This window comes from Pseudomonas bijieensis, from assembly GCF_013347965.1.
Lineage (GTDB): Bacteria > Pseudomonadota > Gammaproteobacteria > Pseudomonadales > Pseudomonadaceae > Aquipseudomonas > Aquipseudomonas bijieensis.
In genome coordinates this window covers 5,661,129-5,680,640 of sequence record NZ_CP048810.1, presented here as the reverse complement: position 1 = coordinate 5,680,640, position 19,512 = coordinate 5,661,129, and the positions used below count along the sequence as shown (strand labels likewise).

General features: G+C 59.8%; 17 protein-coding genes and 1 pseudogene. 13 read left to right on the top strand and 5 right to left on the bottom strand.

What is annotated here, in order from left to right:
* Positions 1–184 precede the first annotated feature (184 nt).
* Both GN234_RS25080 and bfr read left to right on the top strand, forming a co-directional pair.
* The gene (locus GN234_RS25080) at positions 185–403 is read left to right on the top strand and encodes a bacterioferritin-associated ferredoxin (RefSeq protein ID WP_003178704.1); all 219 of its coding nucleotides are present in this window, start codon (positions 185–187) and stop codon (positions 401–403) included.
* Between the two features lie 198 nt (positions 404–601).
* The gene (gene bfr, locus GN234_RS25075; protein WP_109753843.1) at positions 602–1,075 is read left to right on the top strand and encodes a bacterioferritin; all 474 of its coding nucleotides are present in this window, start codon (positions 602–604) and stop codon (positions 1,073–1,075) included.
* A 228-nt stretch (positions 1,076–1,303) separates the two neighbouring features.
* Here bfr and grxD read toward each other — a convergent pair whose 3' ends face one another.
* The 3 genes from grxD to GN234_RS25060 all read right to left on the bottom strand — a co-directional run bounded on the left by grxD (position 1,304) and on the right by GN234_RS25060 (position 4,261).
* The gene (gene grxD, locus GN234_RS25070) at positions 1,304–1,645 is read right to left on the bottom strand and encodes a Grx4 family monothiol glutaredoxin (RefSeq protein ID WP_003204956.1); all 342 of its coding nucleotides are present in this window, start codon (positions 1,643–1,645) and stop codon (positions 1,304–1,306) included.
* An 88-nt stretch (positions 1,646–1,733) separates the two neighbouring features.
* Positions 1,734–3,842, bottom strand: a complete 2,109-nt coding sequence (locus GN234_RS25065; protein WP_176689224.1) for a molybdopterin oxidoreductase family protein — start codon at positions 3,840–3,842, stop codon at positions 1,734–1,736.
* Positions 3,843–3,973: 131 nt separating this feature from the next.
* Positions 3,974–4,261 (bottom strand): hypothetical protein, encoded by a 288-nt coding sequence (locus GN234_RS25060; protein WP_014339882.1) that lies wholly within the window; start codon positions 4,259–4,261, stop codon positions 3,974–3,976.
* A gap of 402 nt (positions 4,262–4,663) precedes the next feature.
* Between GN234_RS25060 and argF the strand changes: the two genes are divergently transcribed.
* The gene (gene argF, locus GN234_RS25055; RefSeq protein ID WP_109753841.1) at positions 4,664–5,584 is read left to right on the top strand and encodes an ornithine carbamoyltransferase; all 921 of its coding nucleotides are present in this window, start codon (positions 4,664–4,666) and stop codon (positions 5,582–5,584) included.
* Positions 5,581–6,690 carry an ABC transporter ATP-binding protein gene (locus GN234_RS25050; protein WP_109753840.1) on the top strand — a complete coding sequence of 370 codons (1,110 nt, stop codon included), beginning with the start codon at positions 5,581–5,583 and terminating at the stop codon, positions 6,688–6,690. Before argF ends, GN234_RS25050 begins: the two co-directional genes overlap by 4 nt.
* Positions 6,691–6,829: 139 nt before the next feature.
* Here GN234_RS25050 and GN234_RS25045 read toward each other — a convergent pair whose 3' ends face one another.
* Both GN234_RS25045 and ybaK read right to left on the bottom strand, forming a co-directional pair.
* Positions 6,830–7,612 carry a PhzF family phenazine biosynthesis protein gene (locus tag GN234_RS25045; protein WP_163857034.1) on the bottom strand — a complete coding sequence of 261 codons (783 nt, stop codon included), beginning with the start codon at positions 7,610–7,612 and terminating at the stop codon, positions 6,830–6,832.
* Between the two features lie 182 nt (positions 7,613–7,794).
* Positions 7,795–8,265 (bottom strand): Cys-tRNA(Pro) deacylase, encoded by a 471-nt coding sequence (gene ybaK, locus GN234_RS25040; protein WP_109753838.1) that lies wholly within the window; start codon positions 8,263–8,265, stop codon positions 7,795–7,797.
* 321 nt (positions 8,266–8,586) lie between these two features.
* Between ybaK and GN234_RS25035 the strand changes: the two genes are divergently transcribed.
* From GN234_RS25035 to aauS, 9 genes and pseudogenes are all read left to right on the top strand, one after another.
* A complete protein-coding gene (locus GN234_RS25035; protein WP_163857031.1) occupies positions 8,587–9,438 on the top strand; it encodes an MIP/aquaporin family protein in 852 nt (283 codons plus the stop codon).
* Positions 9,439–9,515: 77 nt separating this feature from the next.
* Positions 9,516–11,021 carry a glycerol kinase GlpK gene (gene glpK / locus GN234_RS25030; RefSeq protein ID WP_109753836.1) on the top strand — a complete coding sequence of 502 codons (1,506 nt, stop codon included), beginning with the start codon at positions 9,516–9,518 and terminating at the stop codon, positions 11,019–11,021.
* Between the two features lie 85 nt (positions 11,022–11,106).
* Positions 11,107–11,862, top strand: a complete 756-nt coding sequence (locus tag GN234_RS25025) for a DeoR/GlpR family transcriptional regulator (RefSeq protein ID WP_109753835.1) — start codon at positions 11,107–11,109, stop codon at positions 11,860–11,862.
* Between the two features lie 324 nt (positions 11,863–12,186).
* Positions 12,187–13,726: pseudogene (gene glpD, locus GN234_RS25020) on the top strand (glycerol-3-phosphate dehydrogenase).
* Between the two features lie 450 nt (positions 13,727–14,176).
* Complete coding sequence (locus GN234_RS25015) at positions 14,177–15,091, top strand: glutamate/aspartate ABC transporter substrate-binding protein (protein WP_109753833.1); 915 nt, start codon at positions 14,177–14,179, stop codon at positions 15,089–15,091.
* Positions 15,092–15,281: 190 nt separating this feature from the next.
* Positions 15,282–16,028, top strand: a complete 747-nt coding sequence (locus tag GN234_RS25010; RefSeq protein WP_018614191.1) for an amino acid ABC transporter permease — start codon at positions 15,282–15,284, stop codon at positions 16,026–16,028.
* Positions 16,028–16,699, top strand: coding sequence for an amino acid ABC transporter permease (locus GN234_RS25005; RefSeq protein ID WP_109753832.1), 672 nt, complete (start codon positions 16,028–16,030; stop codon positions 16,697–16,699). The genes GN234_RS25010 and GN234_RS25005 overlap by 1 nt, the downstream gene beginning before the upstream one ends.
* The gene (locus tag GN234_RS25000) at positions 16,696–17,430 is read left to right on the top strand and encodes an amino acid ABC transporter ATP-binding protein (RefSeq protein WP_003204983.1); all 735 of its coding nucleotides are present in this window, start codon (positions 16,696–16,698) and stop codon (positions 17,428–17,430) included. The genes GN234_RS25005 and GN234_RS25000 overlap by 4 nt, the downstream gene beginning before the upstream one ends.
* Positions 17,431–17,596: 166 nt before the next feature.
* Complete coding sequence (gene aauS / locus GN234_RS24995) at positions 17,597–19,498, top strand: two-component sensor histidine kinase AauS (RefSeq protein WP_109753831.1); 1,902 nt, start codon at positions 17,597–17,599, stop codon at positions 19,496–19,498.
* The last annotated feature ends 14 nt before the right edge of the window (positions 19,499–19,512 follow it).

The window sequence follows — 19,512 nt, the reverse complement described above, 5'->3', positions numbered from 1 at the left end:
ACGGTTTTTCGGCGGTATTGAAAAATCGCTGTAGCATTTCATGACACGTCACTGGCCGGGGTACAAACCGTTCGTCAGCCAGGCGTCGCTCTGGCAAAAGGTTTTCAGAAACCACTTTGACAATCATTCTCGTTAACATTAAGATCCGTCTCAATTGAGTCACAACCAGCGACGGTTCTAACTTATGTATGTATGCCTCTGCACTGGCGTCACCGACGGACAAATCCGCGAAGCGATCTACGAAGGTTGCTGCAGCTATCGCGAAGTCCGTCAGGCCACCGGCGTAGCCAGCCAATGCGGTAAATGTGCGTGCCTGGCCAAGGAAGTGGTTCGCGAAACCCTCGCCAAGGTGCAAACGGCACAGGCCTCGATCCCCTACCCGGTAGAATTTACCGCCGCGTAAAAAACAGTTTTCAAGGAACCGGACTCAATGTCCGGTTTTTTTATGCCTGTAAATCAATTGCTTAGCGTCCAGACGCGGAACACAAACATTCTTATTCCGATTAATTTTCATTTATTATTCAATAACTTAGGTTTGACACCCGTAAATGTGCGGCTCAAACTCTGCCCTATATACAGCTATTACAGGGCAGGTCTCATCATGAAAGGCGACATTACAGTCATCCAGCATCTCAACAAGATCCTCGGCAATGAGCTGGTCGCGATCAACCAGTACTTCCTGCATGCGCGCATGTACGAGGATTGGGGCCTGAACAAGCTGGGCAAGCACGAGTACCACGAATCCATCGACGAGATGAAACACGCGGACAAACTGATCAAGCGCATCCTGTTCCTCGAAGGCCTGCCGAACGTCCAGGATCTGGGCAAGTTGCACATCGGCGAACACACCCGGGAAATGCTGGAGTGCGACCTGCGTATCGAGCGCACCGGCCACGCCGACCTGAAGGCTGCCATCGCCCATTGCGAAAGCGTTGGCGATTTCGGTAGCCGTGAACTGCTGGAAGATATCCTCGAATCCGAGGAAGAGCATATCGACTGGCTGGAAACCCAACTGGGCCTGATCGACAAAGTCGGTCTTGAGAATTACCTGCAATCGCAGATGGGTGAAGAATAAGCTTCCCCCGAAAGCAAACCACTAAAAAGCCCCGCCCTCTTTCGAGAGGCGGGGCTTTTTATTGCCTGGATTCCAGGCCTACCCAAAACCACTGTGGGAGCGAGCCTGCTCGCGATAGCGGTGGTTCAGGTAAAAAACTGCTGACTGACACACCGCTATCGCGAGCAGGCTCGCTCCCACAAGGTTTCGTGTTCATCACAACCGGTGTGGTGAACCGACTTCCATGGATCAGGCTTCGGTCTTGTTCGCCGCCGCTTTTTCTACCGCTTCCTTGATCGTGGCTTGCAACGAGCCATCAGCGGCCATCTCGGTCATGATGTCGCTACCGCCGATCAGCTCACCGCCAACCCATAGTTGTGGGAAGGTTGGCCAGTTGGCGTACTTGGGCAGGTTGGCGCGGATTTCCGGGTTCTGCAGGATGTCCACGTAGGCAAACTTCTCGCCACACGCCATCACAGCCTGAGCGGCCTTGGCCGAGAAACCGCACTGTGGCGCGTTCGGCGAGCCTTTCATGTAAAGCAGGATGGTGTTGTTGGCAATCTGGTCTTTAATCGTTTCGATGATATCCATGGAGCACCTCGGCTTAAAACTTTGCGACGTAAGTTGTCGACACGGTGACGCATTGTAACGGAAAGCCGAACGTGCTCCAGAGACAATTTTACGCAGCCGCCACCTTCACCGGTACACCGTTGAGCGCCGCGTTGCCGGACAACTCATCGAGCTGGCAATCATCGGTCAGGTCATTGGCGCTGGAGCCTGGCTGTGCGCTGGCAATGGTCATCTGCACGCCCGGCCGGGCATGGCCCCAGCCGTGAGGCAGGCTGACCACACCTTTCATCATGTCCAGGCTGCCCAGCACCTCGACTTCGATGGCCCCCACCCGCGAACTGACCGTCACGCGCTGCCCGTCGGCAAGGCCGCGAGAGGCGAGGTCATCCGGGTGCATCAGCAATTGATGACGCGGCTTGCCCTTCACCAGTCGATGGAAGTTATGCATCCAGGAGTTGTTGCTGCGCACATGGCGGCGGCCAATCATCAGCAACTCATCCGGTTCTGGCGCCTGCAACGCGGCAAAGCGTGCAAGGTCGGCGAGAATCACCGCCGGCGCGGCCTGCACCCGCTGGTTTTCGGTTTTCAAGCGCGGGGCCAGGTTAGGCTTGAGTGCGCCAAGATCGATGCCATGGGGATGGTCGAACAGGGTCGCCAGGGACAACTTGTGCGGCGAGGCGTCGCCATACGCCCCGTTGCGCAGGCCAAAATCGATCATCTGCGCCGGCGGCATGGTCGGCTTGAGCTCTTTGCCGGTCCGGGCAGCAAAGGCCTTGGCCAGGCCGACAAAGATTTCCCAGTCGTGCAGCGCCCCCTCGGGCTTGGGCAGGATGGCCCGGTTGAAACGGGTCACGTTGCGCACCGCGAACAGGTTGAACGTGGTGTCGTAATGATCGTTTTCCAGGGCCGAGGTCGAGGGCAGGATCAGATCGGCGTAGCGCGTGGTTTCGTTGACGTACAAATCGACGCTGACCATGAACTCCAACCCGTCCAGGGCCTGCTCCAGTTGCCGCCCGTTGGGCGTGGACAGCACCGGGTTGCCGGCCACAGTGACCAACGCACGGATCTGGCCCTCGCCCTCGGTGAGCATTTCCTCGGCCAGGGCCGATACCGGCAACTCCCCCGCATATTCGGGGCGCCCGGACACCCGGCTCTGCCAACGATTGAAATGCCCGCCCGAAGTGGTGGCCACCAGATCCACCGCCGGCTCGGTGCACAGCGCCCCGCCCACCCGATCGAGATTGCCGGTGACCAGGTTGATCACCTGGATCAACCAATGGCACAACGTACCGAACGCTTGGGTCGAAACCCCCATCCGCCCGTAACACACCGCTGACGGCGCGGCGGCGAAGTCCCGCGCCAACTGGCGGATCTGCGCTGCCGGCACCGCACAGAGCGGGCTCATCGCTTCAGCCGTAAAAGTAGCGACAGCCTCACGCACCTCGTCCAGACCATCCACAGGCAAATGGCTGTCACGGGTCAGGCCTTCGCTGAACAATGTATTGAGCAAGCCAAACAGCAGCGCGGCATCGCCGCCAGGGCGGACGAAGACATGCTGGTTGGCAATGGCCGCCGTTTCGCTGCGGCGCGGATCGACCACCACCACTTTGCCGCCACGGGCCTGGATCGCCTTGAGGCGCTTTTCCACGTCCGGCACGGTCATGATGCTGCCGTTTGAGGCCAGCGGATTGCCGCCCAGGATCAACATGAAGTCCGTGTGATCGATGTCCGGAATCGGTAGCAACAGGCCATGGCCGTACATCAGGTGACTGGTCAGGTGATGGGGCAGTTGATCCACCGAGGTCGCCGAGAAACGGCTGCGGGTTTTCAACAGGCCCAGGAAATAGTTGCTGTGGGTCATCAACCCATAGTTATGCACACTGGGGTTGCCCTGATAGACCGCCACCGCGTTCTGGCCGTGGCGCGCCTGGATATCCGCCAGACGTTCGGCCACCAACGCGAAGGCATCGTCCCAGGCGATGGGGTGCCATTCATTGCCGATGCGCTGCATGGGCTGGCGCAGCCGATCCGGATCGTTCTGGATATCTTGCAGGGCCACGGCCTTGGGACAGATGTGACCCCGGCTGAAGGTGTCCAGCGCATCGCCCTTGATCGAAGTGATCGCCAGGCCCTGGCCGTCGGTCTCGATGGTTTCGAGGGTCAAGCCACAGATGGCTTCACACAGATGGCACGCACGGTGGTGGAGAGTCTTGGTCATGGCCAGTCTCTGTTTTATTCGTGGCGGGCGCTTTCGGCCGCGGGAACAAAACTATGGCGCGTGATTCCCGGCAGCGCCAGCGACGTTCGTCCTGTGAATTGCCGGGCATCAGGCCAACCGATGACATGGCGTCAAGGCTGGTCGGGAGGCGGCGCCAGCAGTTGGATTTCTTCGACGGTTTCCACCTGCTCCTGGGCGATGGGCACACCTGTCAGCTCGCCGATCAGCCGCCAATGCTCGTCGAGCCCGTTACTGATAGTGGCCATGCGATCGATCATTCGACGACCCGCGGCCTTGGTCACCTCATCGTCGCTGCGCAGCAATTCGAATGACATCGAGGTCACCGAAGCCGTCAGGTGCGTCAGCGAGCGTGCAGTCAGCCCTAGCAATTCCATCAATTGTTGCTCTTTCGAATCCATTTCGGGCTCCTGTGCCGCTGTGGTTCATTTATAACCCAGGCCTTTGCATTAGGAAATGTTTCACAACCAGCGGCAGACAGGCGAAAGATGGGATGCCACGGCGCAAACCGCCCCTCATCCATGGCGCGCCCGCCGTGCTTGATTGCCAAGCCGAGCAACGCCAGTGTACAAATGGGTCGCTGCTGTCAGGAAACCGGCCACAAATTCGCCATCGCAGTCTTGCGATGGCCTCGCTGAAATCCCCAAAAACCGTAGCCCTATTGGTAAGACGCGACATTTAATTATAAGATCGCGCCTTCCCCTATTTCGTCGCCCCGTGCGGCTTTTGCCGCAGGTCTCGCCCGTTTTTTGAATAAACAAGGCTTTGAGCATCTGCGGTCAGTTACAAAAAGGTAGTCAATCATGAGCGCAAGGCACTTTCTCTCCCTGATGGATTTCACGCCCGATGAGTTGCTCGGTGTGATCCGTCGAGGCGTGGAGCTCAAGGACCTGCGTAACCGCGGCGTACTGTTCGAGCCCTTGAAAAACCGTGTGTTGGGGATGATCTTCGAGAAATCATCGACCCGCACGCGCATCTCTTTCGAAGCCGGCATGATCCAACTGGGCGGCCAGGCGATCTTCCTGTCGCCGCGCGACACCCAGCTGGGCCGTGGCGAACCCATCAGCGATTGCGCCATCGTCATGTCGAGCATGTTGGACGCGATGATGATCCGTACCTTTGCCCACAGCACCCTGACCGAGTTCGCGGCCCACTCCCGCGTACCCGTCATCAATGGCCTGTCCGATGACCTGCACCCCTGCCAGTTACTGGCCGACATGCAGACCTTCCTCGAACACCGTGGCTCGATCCAGGGCAAGACCGTGGCCTGGATCGGCGACGGCAACAACATGTGCAACAGCTATATAGAAGCGGCGCTTCAATTCGACTTCCAGCTGCGCATTGCCTGCCCTGAAGGTTATGACCCCAATGCCGAACTGCTCGCCAAGGCCGCGGACCGGGTGTCCATCGTCCGCGATCCGAAACAGGCCGTGGCCGGCGCGCATCTGGTAAGCACCGACGTCTGGACCTCCATGGGCCAGGAAGAGGAAACCGCCAAGCGCCTCAAGCTGTTCGCACCGCTCCAGGTCAACCGGGCATTGCTCGACCTGGCGGATGCCGACGTGTTGTTCATGCACTGCCTGCCTGCCCACCGTGGCGAGGAAATCAGCTTCGACCTGCTGGATGATCCACGCTCGGTGGCATGGGACCAGGCAGAGAATCGCCTCCATGCGCAAAAGGCCCTGCTCGAGTTCCTGGTCGAGCCGGCGTATCACCACGCATGAGCCACCCCCTGCTGCTGAACTTGCACAACCTGGCCTGCGGTTATCAAGACCAACGGGTGGTCCAGAACCTCAACTTGCACCTCAATGCCGGTGATATCGGTTGCCTGCTCGGTTCGTCCGGGTGCGGCAAGACCACGACGTTGCGCGCCATCGCCGGCTTCGAACCGGTGCACGAGGGTGAAATCCAACTGGCCGGGGAAACCATTTCCCGCGCCGGCTTCACCCTCGCCCCGGAGAAACGCCGCATCGGCATGGTGTTCCAGGACTACGCCCTGTTTCCCCACCTGAGCGTGGCCGAGAACATTGCCTTTGGCATTCGCAAACATCCGGACAAGGATCGTGTCGTCGAAGAATTGCTGGAACTGGTCAACCTCAAGCACCTGGGCAAGCGTTTTCCCCATGAACTTTCCGGTGGCCAGCAACAGCGCGTGGCCCTGGCCCGCGCGCTGGCACCAGCACCACAGCTGCTGTTGCTCGATGAACCGTTTTCCAATCTCGATGGCGAGCTGCGCCGCAAGCTCAGCCATGAAGTGCGGGACATTCTCAAGGCCCGCGGCACCAGCGCGATCCTGGTCACCCACGACCAGGAAGAAGCCTTCGCCGTAAGTGACCATGTCGGGGTGTTCAAGGAAGGTCGACTGGAACAGTGGGACACGCCCTACAACCTGTATCACGAACCACTGACACCGTTCGTCGCCAGTTTCATTGGCCAGGGCTACTTCATTCGCGGCCGACTCGAGAGCCCGGAATCGGTGCAGACCGAGCTGGGCATCCTGCGTGGCAACCGTGCCTACACCTGGCCCATCGGCGGTGCGGTGGATGTGTTGCTGCGCCCGGACGATATCGTCTACGCACCGGACAGCCCGCTCACCGCCAAAATCGTCGGCAAGACTTTCCTGGGTGCGTCAACCTTGTATCGCCTGCAATTACCGACAGGCGCGCAATTGGAATCGATCTTCCCCAGCCATGCCGACCATCAGGTCGAGGCCAGTGTGGGCATCCGCGTCGCGGCTGAACACCTGGTGTTGTTCCAGGCCTCGGGCAGCACGGCGGCGCATCTACCACCGGTGGAAAGCGGCGTGCGGCGTCACAGCACCTCCAGCTAAAACCTGAAGAAATGCAAAATTCTGTGTGAGCGAGCCTGCTCGCGATGACGTAGGCACATTCAGCATCGATGCAAGCTGAGCCGCCGCCATCGCGAGCAGGCTCGCTCACACATTCGATCTCATTGGCTGGAGTGCAGAGTCAACCCAGCATCAACGTTCCACTGGCCACCAACGTCGCATTCCCGCCAATCTTCACCCGCTCACCTTCCAGCCGGCAAAACAAAGCCCCACCCCTGGCCGAGCACTGATAAGCCGTCAGCCCGTGCTTACCCAAACGCTTGGACCAGTATGGAATCAGGCTGCAGTGGGTCGAACCCGTCACCGGGTCTTCGTTGATGCCAATCGCCGGGGCAAAGTAGCGCGAGACAAAATCATGCTTGCTCCCCGGTGCGGTGACGATAGCGCCAGGCCAGGGCAGTTTCGCCAGGGCCGCCATGTCCGGTTTGCAATCGAGCACCGCTTGCTCCGATTCCAGCACCACGAACAGTTCGTTGGAACTCAGCACATCCACCGCTTCGACGCCCAAGGCACTCTGCACGGCCAGGGAGGCGCCCAATTCGGCAGGCACGATGGCCGGAAAATCCAGCCACAGCCGATCACCCTCACGCGTCACGCTCAACGAACCGGACCGGCAGATGAAATCCAGGCGCTCGACCGTTTCGTGATAGACCTCGAACAGCACATAAGCGCTGGCCAACGTGGCGTGCCCACACAGCGGCACTTCGGTGGTGGGAGTGAACCAGCGAATATGCCAATGCTGGCCTTCACGCACCAGAAACGCGGTTTCAGCCAGGTTGTGTTCGGCGGCGATCTTCTGCATCAAGTCGTCGGCCAGCCAGCCGTCGAGCCGATAGACCATCGCCGGGTTACCGCCGAACGGCCGATCACTGAACGCATCGACCTGATGAAACGCAAGCTGCATGGCACTTCTCCTTTTTTATGCGCCAGCATGCGACGCAGCGGCACGGCTTATCCAGTGACAGATCAGCAGAATTTTCACCCTACAGCCTGGGGATAGAAGATCTGACGCCAAGCTTAGCCTTTCACACCCTTGTGGCGAGGGCACTTGTTTGCGCCTGGCTGCGCAGCAGGCACCGACTCTATTCAAGCACGCCCGATATCAGCGAATGCCGCCCCGGTGTGCTCCTTCAATACCGAAGGCGCCAACTCGACTTCCAACCCGCGCCTCCCCGCACTGACAAACATAGTGGCGAGCGGCTGTGCGGAGCTGTCGATAAAAGTGCGCAGGCGCTTCTTCTGCCCCAGCGGACTGATACCGCCGAGCAGATAACCGGTCGAACGCTGCGCGGCGGCCGGGTCGGCCATTTCGACTTTCTTCACCCCGGCGGCATGGGCCAGGCCTTTCAAATCCAGGGTCCCGGCCACTGGCACCACCGCCACCAGCAATTCACCTTTTTCGCTCGCCGCCAACAACGTCTTGAACACTTGCGCCGGATCCAGGCCGAGCTTTTCCGCCGCTTCCAAGCCGTACGACGCGGCCTTGGGATCGTGCTCATAACTGTGGATGCGATGTTCGGCGCGCACTTTCTTAAGCAAATCCAACGCGGGTGTCATGGCCGCTCCTGACAAGGAAATCAAAAAAGAGTGGCCGGATTCTAAGCCATCGCCCACGAAAAGGCTTGGCACGCCGCGGCCGTCTCGGTGACACGCCGCCAGTGGGAGAGTCATTCACGCCGCGAATAGTTGAAATGTGACCGGCGGTTCACTTTCGACCTTTGACACCAGCGTTTCTTGTCTATATTTTTTCGAAACTGAAAGCGATAACGCATGTCTCAAGCAGCAACCCGAGATCAGGATGGGGATCCTGCCTCGGCGCAGATGGCGCAATCGAGCTTTGTCGAAGGCGCAGCAAAACAACAAAAAACCGAGGTTTGAATGACAATTGCTTTACAACAGCCGTCCCTGCCCAGCCAATGCCTGGCCGAATTCCTGGGCACTGCCCTGCTGATTTTTTTCGGCACCGGCTGCGTCGCGGCGCTCAAGGTCGCGGGTGCGAGTTTCGGCCTGTGGGAAATCAGCATCATCTGGGGCGTCGGCGTCAGCATGGCGATCTATCTGAGCGCAGGCATTTCCGGCGCCCATCTCAACCCTGCGGTCAGCATTGCCCTGTGCATTTTCACTGACTTCGAGAAGCGCAAACTGCCTCTCTACATGGTTTCCCAAGTGGCCGGCGCTTTTTGCGGCGCCCTCTTGGTCTACACGCTGTACAGCAATCTATTCTTCGATTTCGAACAGTCCCGCCACATGATTCGCGGCACTGAAGCGAGCCTCGAACTGGCCTCGGTGTTTTCCACCTACCCACACGCAGCGCTGTCCACCGGCCAAGCCTTTCTCGTGGAAGTGATCATCACGGCCATCCTGATGGGGGTAATCATGTCCCTGACCGATGACAACAATGGCTTGCCCCGTGGCCCATTGGCGCCGCTGCTGATCGGCCTGCTGATCGCGGTGATCGGCAGCTCCATGGGACCACTGACAGGCTTTGCGATGAACCCGGCGCGGGACTTCGGTCCTAAACTGATGACTTTCTTCGCAGGCTGGGGTGAAATTTCCCTCACGGGTGGACGCGACATCCCGTATTTCCTGGTTCCGATTTTTGCACCGATCGTGGGTGCGTGCCTCGGTGCCGCGGCCTATCGCGGCTTGATTGCCCGCCACCTGCCCAGCGCCATAACTGCTACAAAGGATGCAACACCTTCCATTGACGGTAAGCCCAGAACGTCCTGAATACAGTGGGCGCATGCTCCTGCCCTTCAAGCGTGCGCCATGGTCTCTCCCTTTTTTTACGTCCCAAGGCAATCGACATGACCGACATACAGAACAAGAACTACATCATTGCCCTCGACCAGGGTACGACCAGCTCGCGCGCGATCATTTTCGACCGTGACGCCAACGTGGTCTGCACCGCCCAGCGCGAATTCGCCCAGCATTATCCGCAGGCCGGCTGGGTCGAACACGACCCGATGGAAATCTTCGCCACCCAGAGCGCGGTCATGGTCGAAGCCCTGGCCCAGGCTGGCCTGCACCATGACCAGGTGGCCGCCATCGGTATCACCAACCAGCGCGAAACCACCGTCGTCTGGGACAAGACCACCGGCCGGCCGATCTACAACGCCATCGTCTGGCAATGCCGCCGCAGTACCGAGATCTGCCAACAGCTCAAGCGCGACGGCCACGAGCAATACATCAGCGAAACCACCGGCCTGGTCACCGACCCATACTTCTCCGGCACCAAGCTCAAATGGATCCTGGACAACGTCGAAGGCAGCCGCGAGCGTGCACGCAACGGAGAACTGCTGTTCGGCACCGTCGACAGCTGGCTGATCTGGAAATTCACCGGCGGCAAGGTCCACGTCACCGACTACACCAACGCCTCGCGCACCATGCTCTTCAACATTCACTCACTGGAGTGGGACGCGAAGATGCTCGACATCCTCGACATCCCCCGCGAAATGCTCCCGGAAGTGAAATCGTCCTCGGAGATTTACGGCCGCACCAAAAGCGGCATCGCTATTGGCGGCATCGCTGGTGACCAGCAGGCCGCTCTTTTCGGCCAGATGTGCGTGGAGCCGGGCCAAGCGAAAAACACCTACGGCACCGGCTGCTTCCTGCTGATGAACACCGGCGAAAAAGCCGTCAAATCCAATCACGGCATGCTCACCACCATCGCCTGCGGCCCGCGCGGCGAAGTGGCCTATGCCTTGGAAGGCGCGGTATTCAATGGCGGCTCCACGGTCCAATGGCTGCGCGATGAACTGAAGATCATCAACGACGCGCTGGATACCGAATACTTTGCCAACAAGGTCAAGGACAGCAACGGCGTGTACCTGGTGCCCGCCTTCACCGGCCTCGGCGCGCCGTATTGGGACCCTTATGCCCGCGGCGCGTTGTTTGGCCTGACCCGCGGCGTACGGGTCGATCACATCATTCGCGCGGCACTGGAGTCGATTGCCTACCAGACCCGCGACGTACTCGACGCCATGCAGCAGGATTCGGGTGAACGCCTCAGGGCCCTGCGCGTCGACGGCGGCGCGGTGGCGAACAACTTCCTGATGCAATTCCAGGCCGACATCCTGGGCACTCAGGTCGAGCGGCCGAAAATGCGTGAAACCACGGCCTTGGGTGCTGCCTACCTGGCCGGCCTGGCATGTGGCTTCTGGGGCAGCCTGGAAGAACTGCGCGGCAAAGCGGTGATCGAGCGCGAATTCGAACCGCAACTGGACGAACAGGCGAAGGAAAAACTCTACGCCGGCTGGCAGAAGGCGGTCAGTCGCACCCGTGATTGGGAGCCCCATGAAGACGCTGAATAAAACCCGATAAGGTTCTGAAACTGGTCGGGAGTGGATTCCTGCGGCATCATGGGCAAATTTTGTACGGCAGCCCAAAGGAAGCCCCATGAATCTGCCTCCCCGCCAGCAGCAAATTCTCGAACTGGTCCGCGAACGCGGCTATGTCAGCATCGAGGAAATGGCGCAGCTATTCGTCGTTACCCCGCAAACCATCCGCCGTGATATCAACCAACTGGCGGAAGTGAACCTGCTGCGCCGCTACCACGGCGGCGCCGCCTACGACTCAAGCGTGGAAAACACCGCCTACGCCATGCGCGCCGATCAGATGCGCGATGAAAAGCAACGCATCGCCGAAGCCATCGCCGCCCAGATCCCCGATCATGCCTCGCTGTTCATCAACATCGGTACCACCACCGAATCCATCGCCCGTGCGCTGCTGAATCACAACCATCTGAAAGTCATCACCAATAACCTGCACGTGGCTTCGATCCTCAGTGCCAAGGACGACTTCGAAGTCCTGATCGCCGGCGGCAACGTACGGCGTGACGGCGGCGTGGTGGGCCAGGCCAGCGTCGACTTCATCAACCAGTTCAAGGTCGACTTCGCCCTGGTGGGCATCAGCGGGATCGATGAAGATGGCAGCCTGCTGGACTTCGACTATCAGGAAGTACGAGTCTCCCAAGCCATCATCGCCAACGCCCGGCAAGTTATATTGGCCGCGGATTCCAGCAAATTCGGGCGCAACGCCATGGTCCGCTTGGGCCCCATCAGCCTGATCGATTGCCTGGTGACCGACCAGCAACCGGTGCCGGCTTTGGCGCAATTGCTGAGCCAACACAAGATTCGGTTGGAGGTGGTCTGAGTTCACCCCCGCCCCCTGTGGCGAGGGGATTTATCCCGCTGAGCTGCGAAGCAGCCCTAAATCCCGGCGACTCGGTGTATCAGGCGAATTGAGTGACTATTGGGGCTGCTACGCAGCCCAGCGGGGATAAATCCCCTCGCCACAAAAGCATCCCGCTCACACCCCTCGCCCGGCCTCATGTTCGAAAATTTTCCTTTCAGCTTCCTTCGATCAGTAATTTCAATCGAATTCGACTGGCTGTGGCTGTGCTTATGGGCTAGTATTTTCGCAAATGAACATTTATGTTCGAATTCAAATATTACGAAAAGAGCCCGAGGCCAGCCGATGCCCACTTCTACCTTGCCTACGCCCCCCTCTCGCCGAGATCTACGACATCGCCGTCATTGGCGGTGGTATCAACGGCGTGGGGATTGCCGCGGACGCTGCCGGTCGCGGTCTTTCGGTGTTCCTTTGCGAAAAGGACGACCTGGCCAGCCACACCTCATCGGCCAGTAGCAAGCTGATCCACGGCGGTCTGCGCTACCTCGAACATTATGAATTTCGCCTGGTGCGTGAAGCGCTAGCCGAGCGCGAAGTGCTGCTGGCCAAGGCTCCGCATATCGTCAAGCAAATGCGCTTCGTGCTGCCTCACCGTCCGCACCTGCGTCCGGCGTGGATGATTCGCGCAGGCCTGTTTCTCTACGATCACCTGGGCAAACGCGAACAGCTCGCTGGCTCCAAGAGTTTGAAATTCGGTGCCGACAGTGCGCTGAAAAGCGAGATCACCAAAGGTTTCGAATACTCCGACTGCTGGGTCGACGATGCGCGGCTGGTGGTGCTCAATGCCATGGCCGCCCGGGAAAAAGGTGCGCATGTCCACACCCGCACCCGCTGCGTGAACGCCCGCCGCAGCAAAGGCCTGTGGCACTTGCACCTGGAGCGCGCCGACGGCAGCCTGTTTTCGATCCGCGCCAAGGCACTGGTCAACGCCGCCGGCCCGTGGGTCGCCAAGTTCATTCGCGATGACCTGAAGCTGGAATCGCCCTACGGCATTCGCCTGATCCAGGGCAGCCACCTGATCGTGCCGAAACTCTACGAAGGCGAGCATGCGCACATTCTTCAAAACGAAGACCAGCGCATCGTATTCACCATTCCGTACCTGAACCAGTTCACCCTGATCGGCACGACTGATCGCGAATACACCGGTGACCCGGCCAAAGTGGCGATCACCGAAGGCGAAACCGATTACCTGCTGAAGGTGGTCAACGCCCACTTCAAGAAACAGATCAGCCGCGACGATATCCTGCACAGCTATTCCGGCGTGCGTCCGCTGTGCAACGACGAATCCGACAACCCGTCGGCCGTGACCCGGGACTACACCCTGGCGCTGTCGGGTGGTGGTGAAGAGGCCCCCTTGTTGTCGGTATTCGGTGGCAAGCTGACCACCTACCGCAAACTGGCCGAATCGGCGATGGCGCAACTGAGCCCCTATTTCACGCAAATGCGTCCGAGCTGGACCGCCGTGGAAGCCCTCCCCGGCGGCGAAAACATGACCACCCCGCAGGCACTGTGCTCGGCGATCCGCGACAAGTTCGACTGGTTGCCAACCGAGATTGCCCGCCGCTGGGCCACCACCTACGGTAGCCGCACCTGGCGCATGCTCGAAGGCGTGCACAACCTGGGCGACCTGGGCGAACACATCGGCGCCGGCCTCTATACCCGCGAAGTCGATTATCTGTGCAGCGACGAGTGGGCCGTCGATGCCCAGGACATCCTGTGGCGCCGTAGCAAGCTGGGCTTGTTCACCACTGCGGTCGAACAGGAGAAGCTGCAACAGTACCTGGACAAGGTCGAGCACAACCGTCGCAAGATCGAAGCGGCCTGAACAATAGACCGCGATACCAAAAGCCCCTGAATCCTGCGATTCAGGGGCTTTTTGCTCTCTGGCATACATCACTTATCCCTTGTGGGAGCGAGCCTGCTCGCGATAGCGGTATGTCAGCCCCTTAGATGTAGATGCTAATGCCTCATCGCGAGCAGGCTCGCTCCCACAGTGGTTTGATGTTGGGTGCCAGAGCCATTCGGTTTTCCGAACACGACCCGCCAGTCAGTTCGGCTAACCGGATGAAGCAGCCCGCATGAAACCTGAAACAAAACATTAATTACCAAATAAAACAACAAGTTAAACAGACCGCCCTGGCCTGGCACGAGTCATGCTCTACACTCCTGGAGACGAATGCCTGTTCGCCAACACAACAGGAGCTACCAGGCACTTCGAAGTACTCAGGGCCGACGAACCGGCCGAAATAAAAAAAACAATGTCGAGGAAACATCGATGCGTATCGTTCCCCATCTCCTGGGCGCAGCCATTGCTGCCGCTCTGATCAGCACTCCGGTTTTCGCAGCCGAACTGACCGGCACACTGAAAAAGATCAAAGAGTCCGGCGTTATCACGCTTGGCCATCGCGACGCTTCCATTCCGTTCTCCTACATCGCAGACGCTTCCGGCAAGCCTGTCGGCTACTCCCACGACATCCAGCTCAAAGTCGTCGAAGCGATCAAGAAAGACCTGGACCTGCCCAACCTGCAGGTCAAGTACAACCTGGTCACCTCGCAAACCCGTATCCCGCTGGTGCAAAACGGCACCGTGGACCTGGAATGCGGCTCCACCACCAACAACGTCGAGCGTCAGCAGCAGGTTGACTTCTCCGTTGGCATCTTCGAGATCGGCACCAAGCTGCTGTCCAAGAAAGATTCCAAGTACAAGGATTTCGACGACCTCAAGGGCAAGAACGTCGTGACCACCGCCGGCACCACGTCCGAGCGCCTGCTCAAGGCGATGAACGCCGACAAGCAGATGGGCATGAACGTCATCTCCGCCAAGGACCATGGCGAATCCTTCCAGATGCTGGAATCGGGCCGTGCCGTCGCGTTCATGATGGACGACGCCCTGCTGGCTGGCGAAGCCGCCAAGGCCAAGAAAGCCGACGACTGGGCCGTCACCGGTACGCCACAGTCCTACGAAATCTACGGCTGCATGATGCGCAAGGGCGACGAGCCGTTCAAAAAAGCTGTCGATGATGCCATCAAGGCCACCTACGCTTCGGGCGAGATCAACAAGATCTACGAGAAGTGGTTCATGCAACCTATCCCGCCAAAAGGCCTGAACCTGAACTTCCCGATGAGCGAAGAGCTCAAGAAGTTGATCGCCAACCCGACCGACAAAGCGGCTGACGACAAGAAGTCCTGATTTCTGACTAACCTTATCTCCTGAAGGGGCCCGGCCCTTTCGGGGGATGGTCACTCCCTGCTGGCAAATCTGGAAACACTCGAACCGGTGGCTGTCGAGCCGATCGCGTGTGCCTGGCCTCCAAGCCGGGCGGGAACGGAGTTTCCCCAGGCGGGCACTTGTACATCGAACGATCTGAGGGGAGACCCTAATGAATTACAACTGGGACTGGGGCGTGTTCTTCAAGTCCACCGGCGTGGGCAGCGAGACCTATCTCGACTGGTACGTGGCCGGCCTGGGCTGGACCATCGCCATCGCCGTCGTGGCCTGGATCATAGCCCTGCTGCTGGGCTCGATTCTGGGTGTGATGCGTACCGTGCCGAACCGGCTGGTGTCGGGTATCGCCACGTGCTACGTGGAGCTTTTCCGTAACGTGCCGCTGCTGGTTCAGCTGTTCATCTGGTACTTCCTGGTGCCGGACCTGCTGCCCGCCGATATGCAGGAGTGGTACAAACAGGACCTGAACCCGACCACCTCGGCCTACCTGAGCGTCGTCGTGTGCCTGGGCCTGTTCACCGCCGCCCGGGTCTGCGAACAGGTGCGTACCGGCATCCAGGCGCTGCCGCGCGGCCAGGAATCCGCCGCCCGCGCCATGGGCTTCAAGCTGCCGCAGATCTACTGGAACGTGCTGCTGCCCCAGGCCTACCGGATCATCATTCCGCCGCTTACCTCGGAATTCCTCAACGTCTTCAAGAACTCCTCCGTGGCCTCGCTGATCGGCCTCATGGAACTGCTCGCGCAGACCAAGCAGACCGCCGAGTTCTCCGCCAACCTGTTCGAAGCCTTTACCCTGGCGACGCTGATCTATTTCACCTTGAACATGAGCCTGATGCTGCTCATGCGCATGGTCGAGAAGAAAGTCGCGGTGCCCGGCCTGATCTCCGTGGGGGGTAAATAATGGAATTCGACTTCACTGGCATCATCCCGGCCATTCCCGGTTTGTGGAACGGCATGGTGATGACCCTCAAGCTGATGGCCCTGGGCGTCGTCGGCGGGATCATTCTGGGGACGATCCTGGCGCTGATGCGCCTGTCCCACAACAAGCTGGTCTCCAATATCGCGGGCGCCTACGTCAACTATTTCCGCTCGATTCCGCTGCTGCTGGTCATCACCTGGTTCTACCTGGCGGTGCCGTTCGTGCTGCGCTGGATCACCGGCGAAGACACGCCCATCGGCGCGTTCGGCTCCTGCGTCGTGGCATTCATGATGTTCGAGGCGGCGTACTTCTGCGAAATCGTCCGGGCCGGCGTGCAGTCGATCCCCAAGGGCCAGATGGGTGCCGCCCAGGCGCTGGGGATGAATTACGGCCAGACCATGCGCCTGATCATCCTGCCCCAGGCGTTTCGCAAGATGACCCCGCTGCTGCTGCAACAGAGCATCATCCTGTTTCAGGACACCTCGCTGGTCTACACGGTCGGCCTGGTGGACTTCCTCAATGCTTCGCGGGCCAATGGCGACATCATCGGCCGCTCCAATGAGTTCCTGATCATCGCAGGTCTCGTGTACTTCACAATCAGCTTTGCCGCCTCGCTGCTGGTCAAGCGTCTGCAAAAAAGGTTCGCCGTATGATCTCTATCAAGAACATCAACAAGTGGTATGGGGACTTCCAGGTACTGACCAATTGCAGCACCGAGGTCAGCAAGGGTGAGGTTGTGGTGGTGTGCGGGCCATCGGGCTCGGGCAAATCCACGCTGATCAAATGCGTGAACGCCCTGGAACCGTTCCAGAAAGGCGACATCGTGGTCGATGGCACGTCCATCGCCGACCCGAAGACCAACCTGCCGAAACTGCGTTCGCGGGTGGGCATGGTGTTCCAGCATTTCGAACTGTTCCCGCACCTGACCATCACCGAAAACCTGACCATCGCGCAGATCAAGGTGTTGGGGCGCAGCAAGGAAGAAGCCACCAAGAAAGGCCTGCAACTGCTTGAGCGAGTCGGTCTCTCGGCCCACGCCCACAAGCACCCGGGCCAGCTCTCCGGCGGCCAGCAACAGCGCGTGGCGATTGCCCGTGCGCTGGCGATGGACCCGGTGGTGATGCTGTTCGACGAACCGACCTCGGCCCTTGACCCGGAAATGGTCAACGAAGTGCTCGACGTGATGGTGCAACTGGCTCACGAAGGCATGACCATGATGTGCGTGACCCACGAAATGGGCTTCGCCCGCAAAGTGGCGAACCGGGTGATCTTCATGGACCAGGGCCAGATCATCGAAGACTGCAAGAAAGAAGAGTTCTTCGGCGACATCAGCGCCCGCTCCGAACGCGCGCAGCATTTCCTCGAGAAAATCCTGCAGCACTAAAAGCACGTTTGCGCAAAACCCTGTGGGAGCGAGCCTGCTCGCGATGACGCCGGCACAGTCAACATCAATGTTGAATGTAAGTCCGCTATCGCGAGCAGGCTCGCTCCCACAAGGGGATCGATGTCGGCATAAGGATTTGTGTTGTGGTTGACCCAAGGCATCTGTGATGAAATGCGACCCCACCCTCTATCGCGCCGCGCCGCCATCACTCGCCGTGAAACCCCGCCTGATTCGCCATCTGTTCCTGCCGCCCCTGGTCATTGCACTGATGATCGGCCTGGGTTACCTCGGCTTCTGGATCAGCGAACACTATGGCGTACGTGGCCTCGCCGAGAATGGCGAGCGCCAGTTGGAGCTGCACGCCCGTGCGGTCGAGAGCGAGATCAGCAAGTACACCTACCTGCCCAGCCTGCTGGAGCTTGAATCGAGCGTCTCGCAACTGCTCGACGACCCTACGCCCGAACATCGCAAGACCGTCAACGAATACCTCGAAGGCCTGAACCGCCGCAGCCGCAGCCGAGCTATCTACGTGATGGACACCACCGGCCGGGTGATGGCCACCAGCAACTGGCGCGACGTCGACAGTTACCTGGGCGAGGACCTGTCGTTTCGCGCCTATTTCCAGAACGCCGTACGCGGCCAGCCGGGGCGGTTCTACGGCATCGGCAGCACCAATGGCGAACCCGGCTATTACCTGGCCCATGGCCTGGAACAACAAGGCAAGATCATCGGCGTAGCCGTGGTCAAGGTGCGCCTCGAAGCCATGGAAGAGCGCTGGCAACGAGCACGGCTGGAGGCCTTCGTCAGTGATGAGAACGGCATCATCATCCTGTCCAGCGACCCGGCGCGACGGCTCAAGTCGGTACGCCCGCTGAGCGACGACACCAAGGAACGCCTGGCCCGAAGCCTGCAATATTACTGGTTTCCGCTCAATGAACTGGTGCCCCTGGCCCGGGAACGCCTGGCCGAAGGCATGGAGAAGCTGACCTTCCCCGCCAACAGCGAACTGGTGTCCGACGAGCGCGCCATCAGCTATTTGTCGCAGACCCGGCCCTTGAGCGATACCCCGTGGAATTTCACTCTGCTCACGCCTCTCGAAGACCTGCGGCGCCAGGCGATCAATCAAGGCATCCTGGTGGCCGTGGCGTTCGCCCTGGTGGCGTTCTTGCTGATCGCCTGGAATGAACGGCGCAAGGTCATCGCAACCCGGCTCGCCGCCCGGGAAGCCTTGCAGGAAGCCAACAACCAGCTCGAACGTCGGATTACCGAACGCACCACCGACCTGCGTGCCAGCAACGAACGACTCAAGGGCCAGATCCGCGAGCGGCGCCAGGCCGAAGAGACATTGCGCCGAGCCCAGGACGAACTGGTCCAGGCCGGCAAACTGGCGGCCATCGGCCAGATGTCCACCAGCATTGCCCATGAACTCAACCAGCCGCTGGCGGCGCTGCGCACCTTGTCCGGCAATACCGTGCGCTTCCTGGAGCGCGGTCAGTTGGACATCGCCAGCACCAACCTCAATACCATCAACGATTTGATCGACCGCATGGGCCGGATCACCGCCAGCCTGCGCGCCTTCGCCCGGCGCGGCGATGACCAGGGCCGGGCGAGCCTGGGCAAGGCCGTCGAGGCGGCGCTGCAACTGCTGGGCGGGCGCCTGGAAAGCCTGGACATCCAAATCCACAGCGGCTTCGATGACGTCCAATTGCAAATCGACCAGACCCGCCTGGAGCAGATCCTGGTGAACCTGATCGGCAATGCCCTGGACGCCATGCAGACGCAACCCGAGCCGAAACTGTGGCTCGAAGGCCAGGCCGCCGATGGCAAATATCGCCTGCGGGTGCGGGACAATGGCCACGGCATCGATCCAGAGGCCCGCAAGCATTTGTTCGAACCGTTCTTCACCACCAAACCTGGCGAACAGGGGCTGGGCCTGGGCCTGACGCTCTCGGCGAGCCTGGCCGCCGCTGCTGGCGGGCACCTGGGCGTCGAGTATCCGCTTGAACGTGGCACCACATTTGTCCTCAGTTTACCGTTGGTAAGCCTTTCACCTGCCGAGCCGCTATGAACCACGACCTGAGC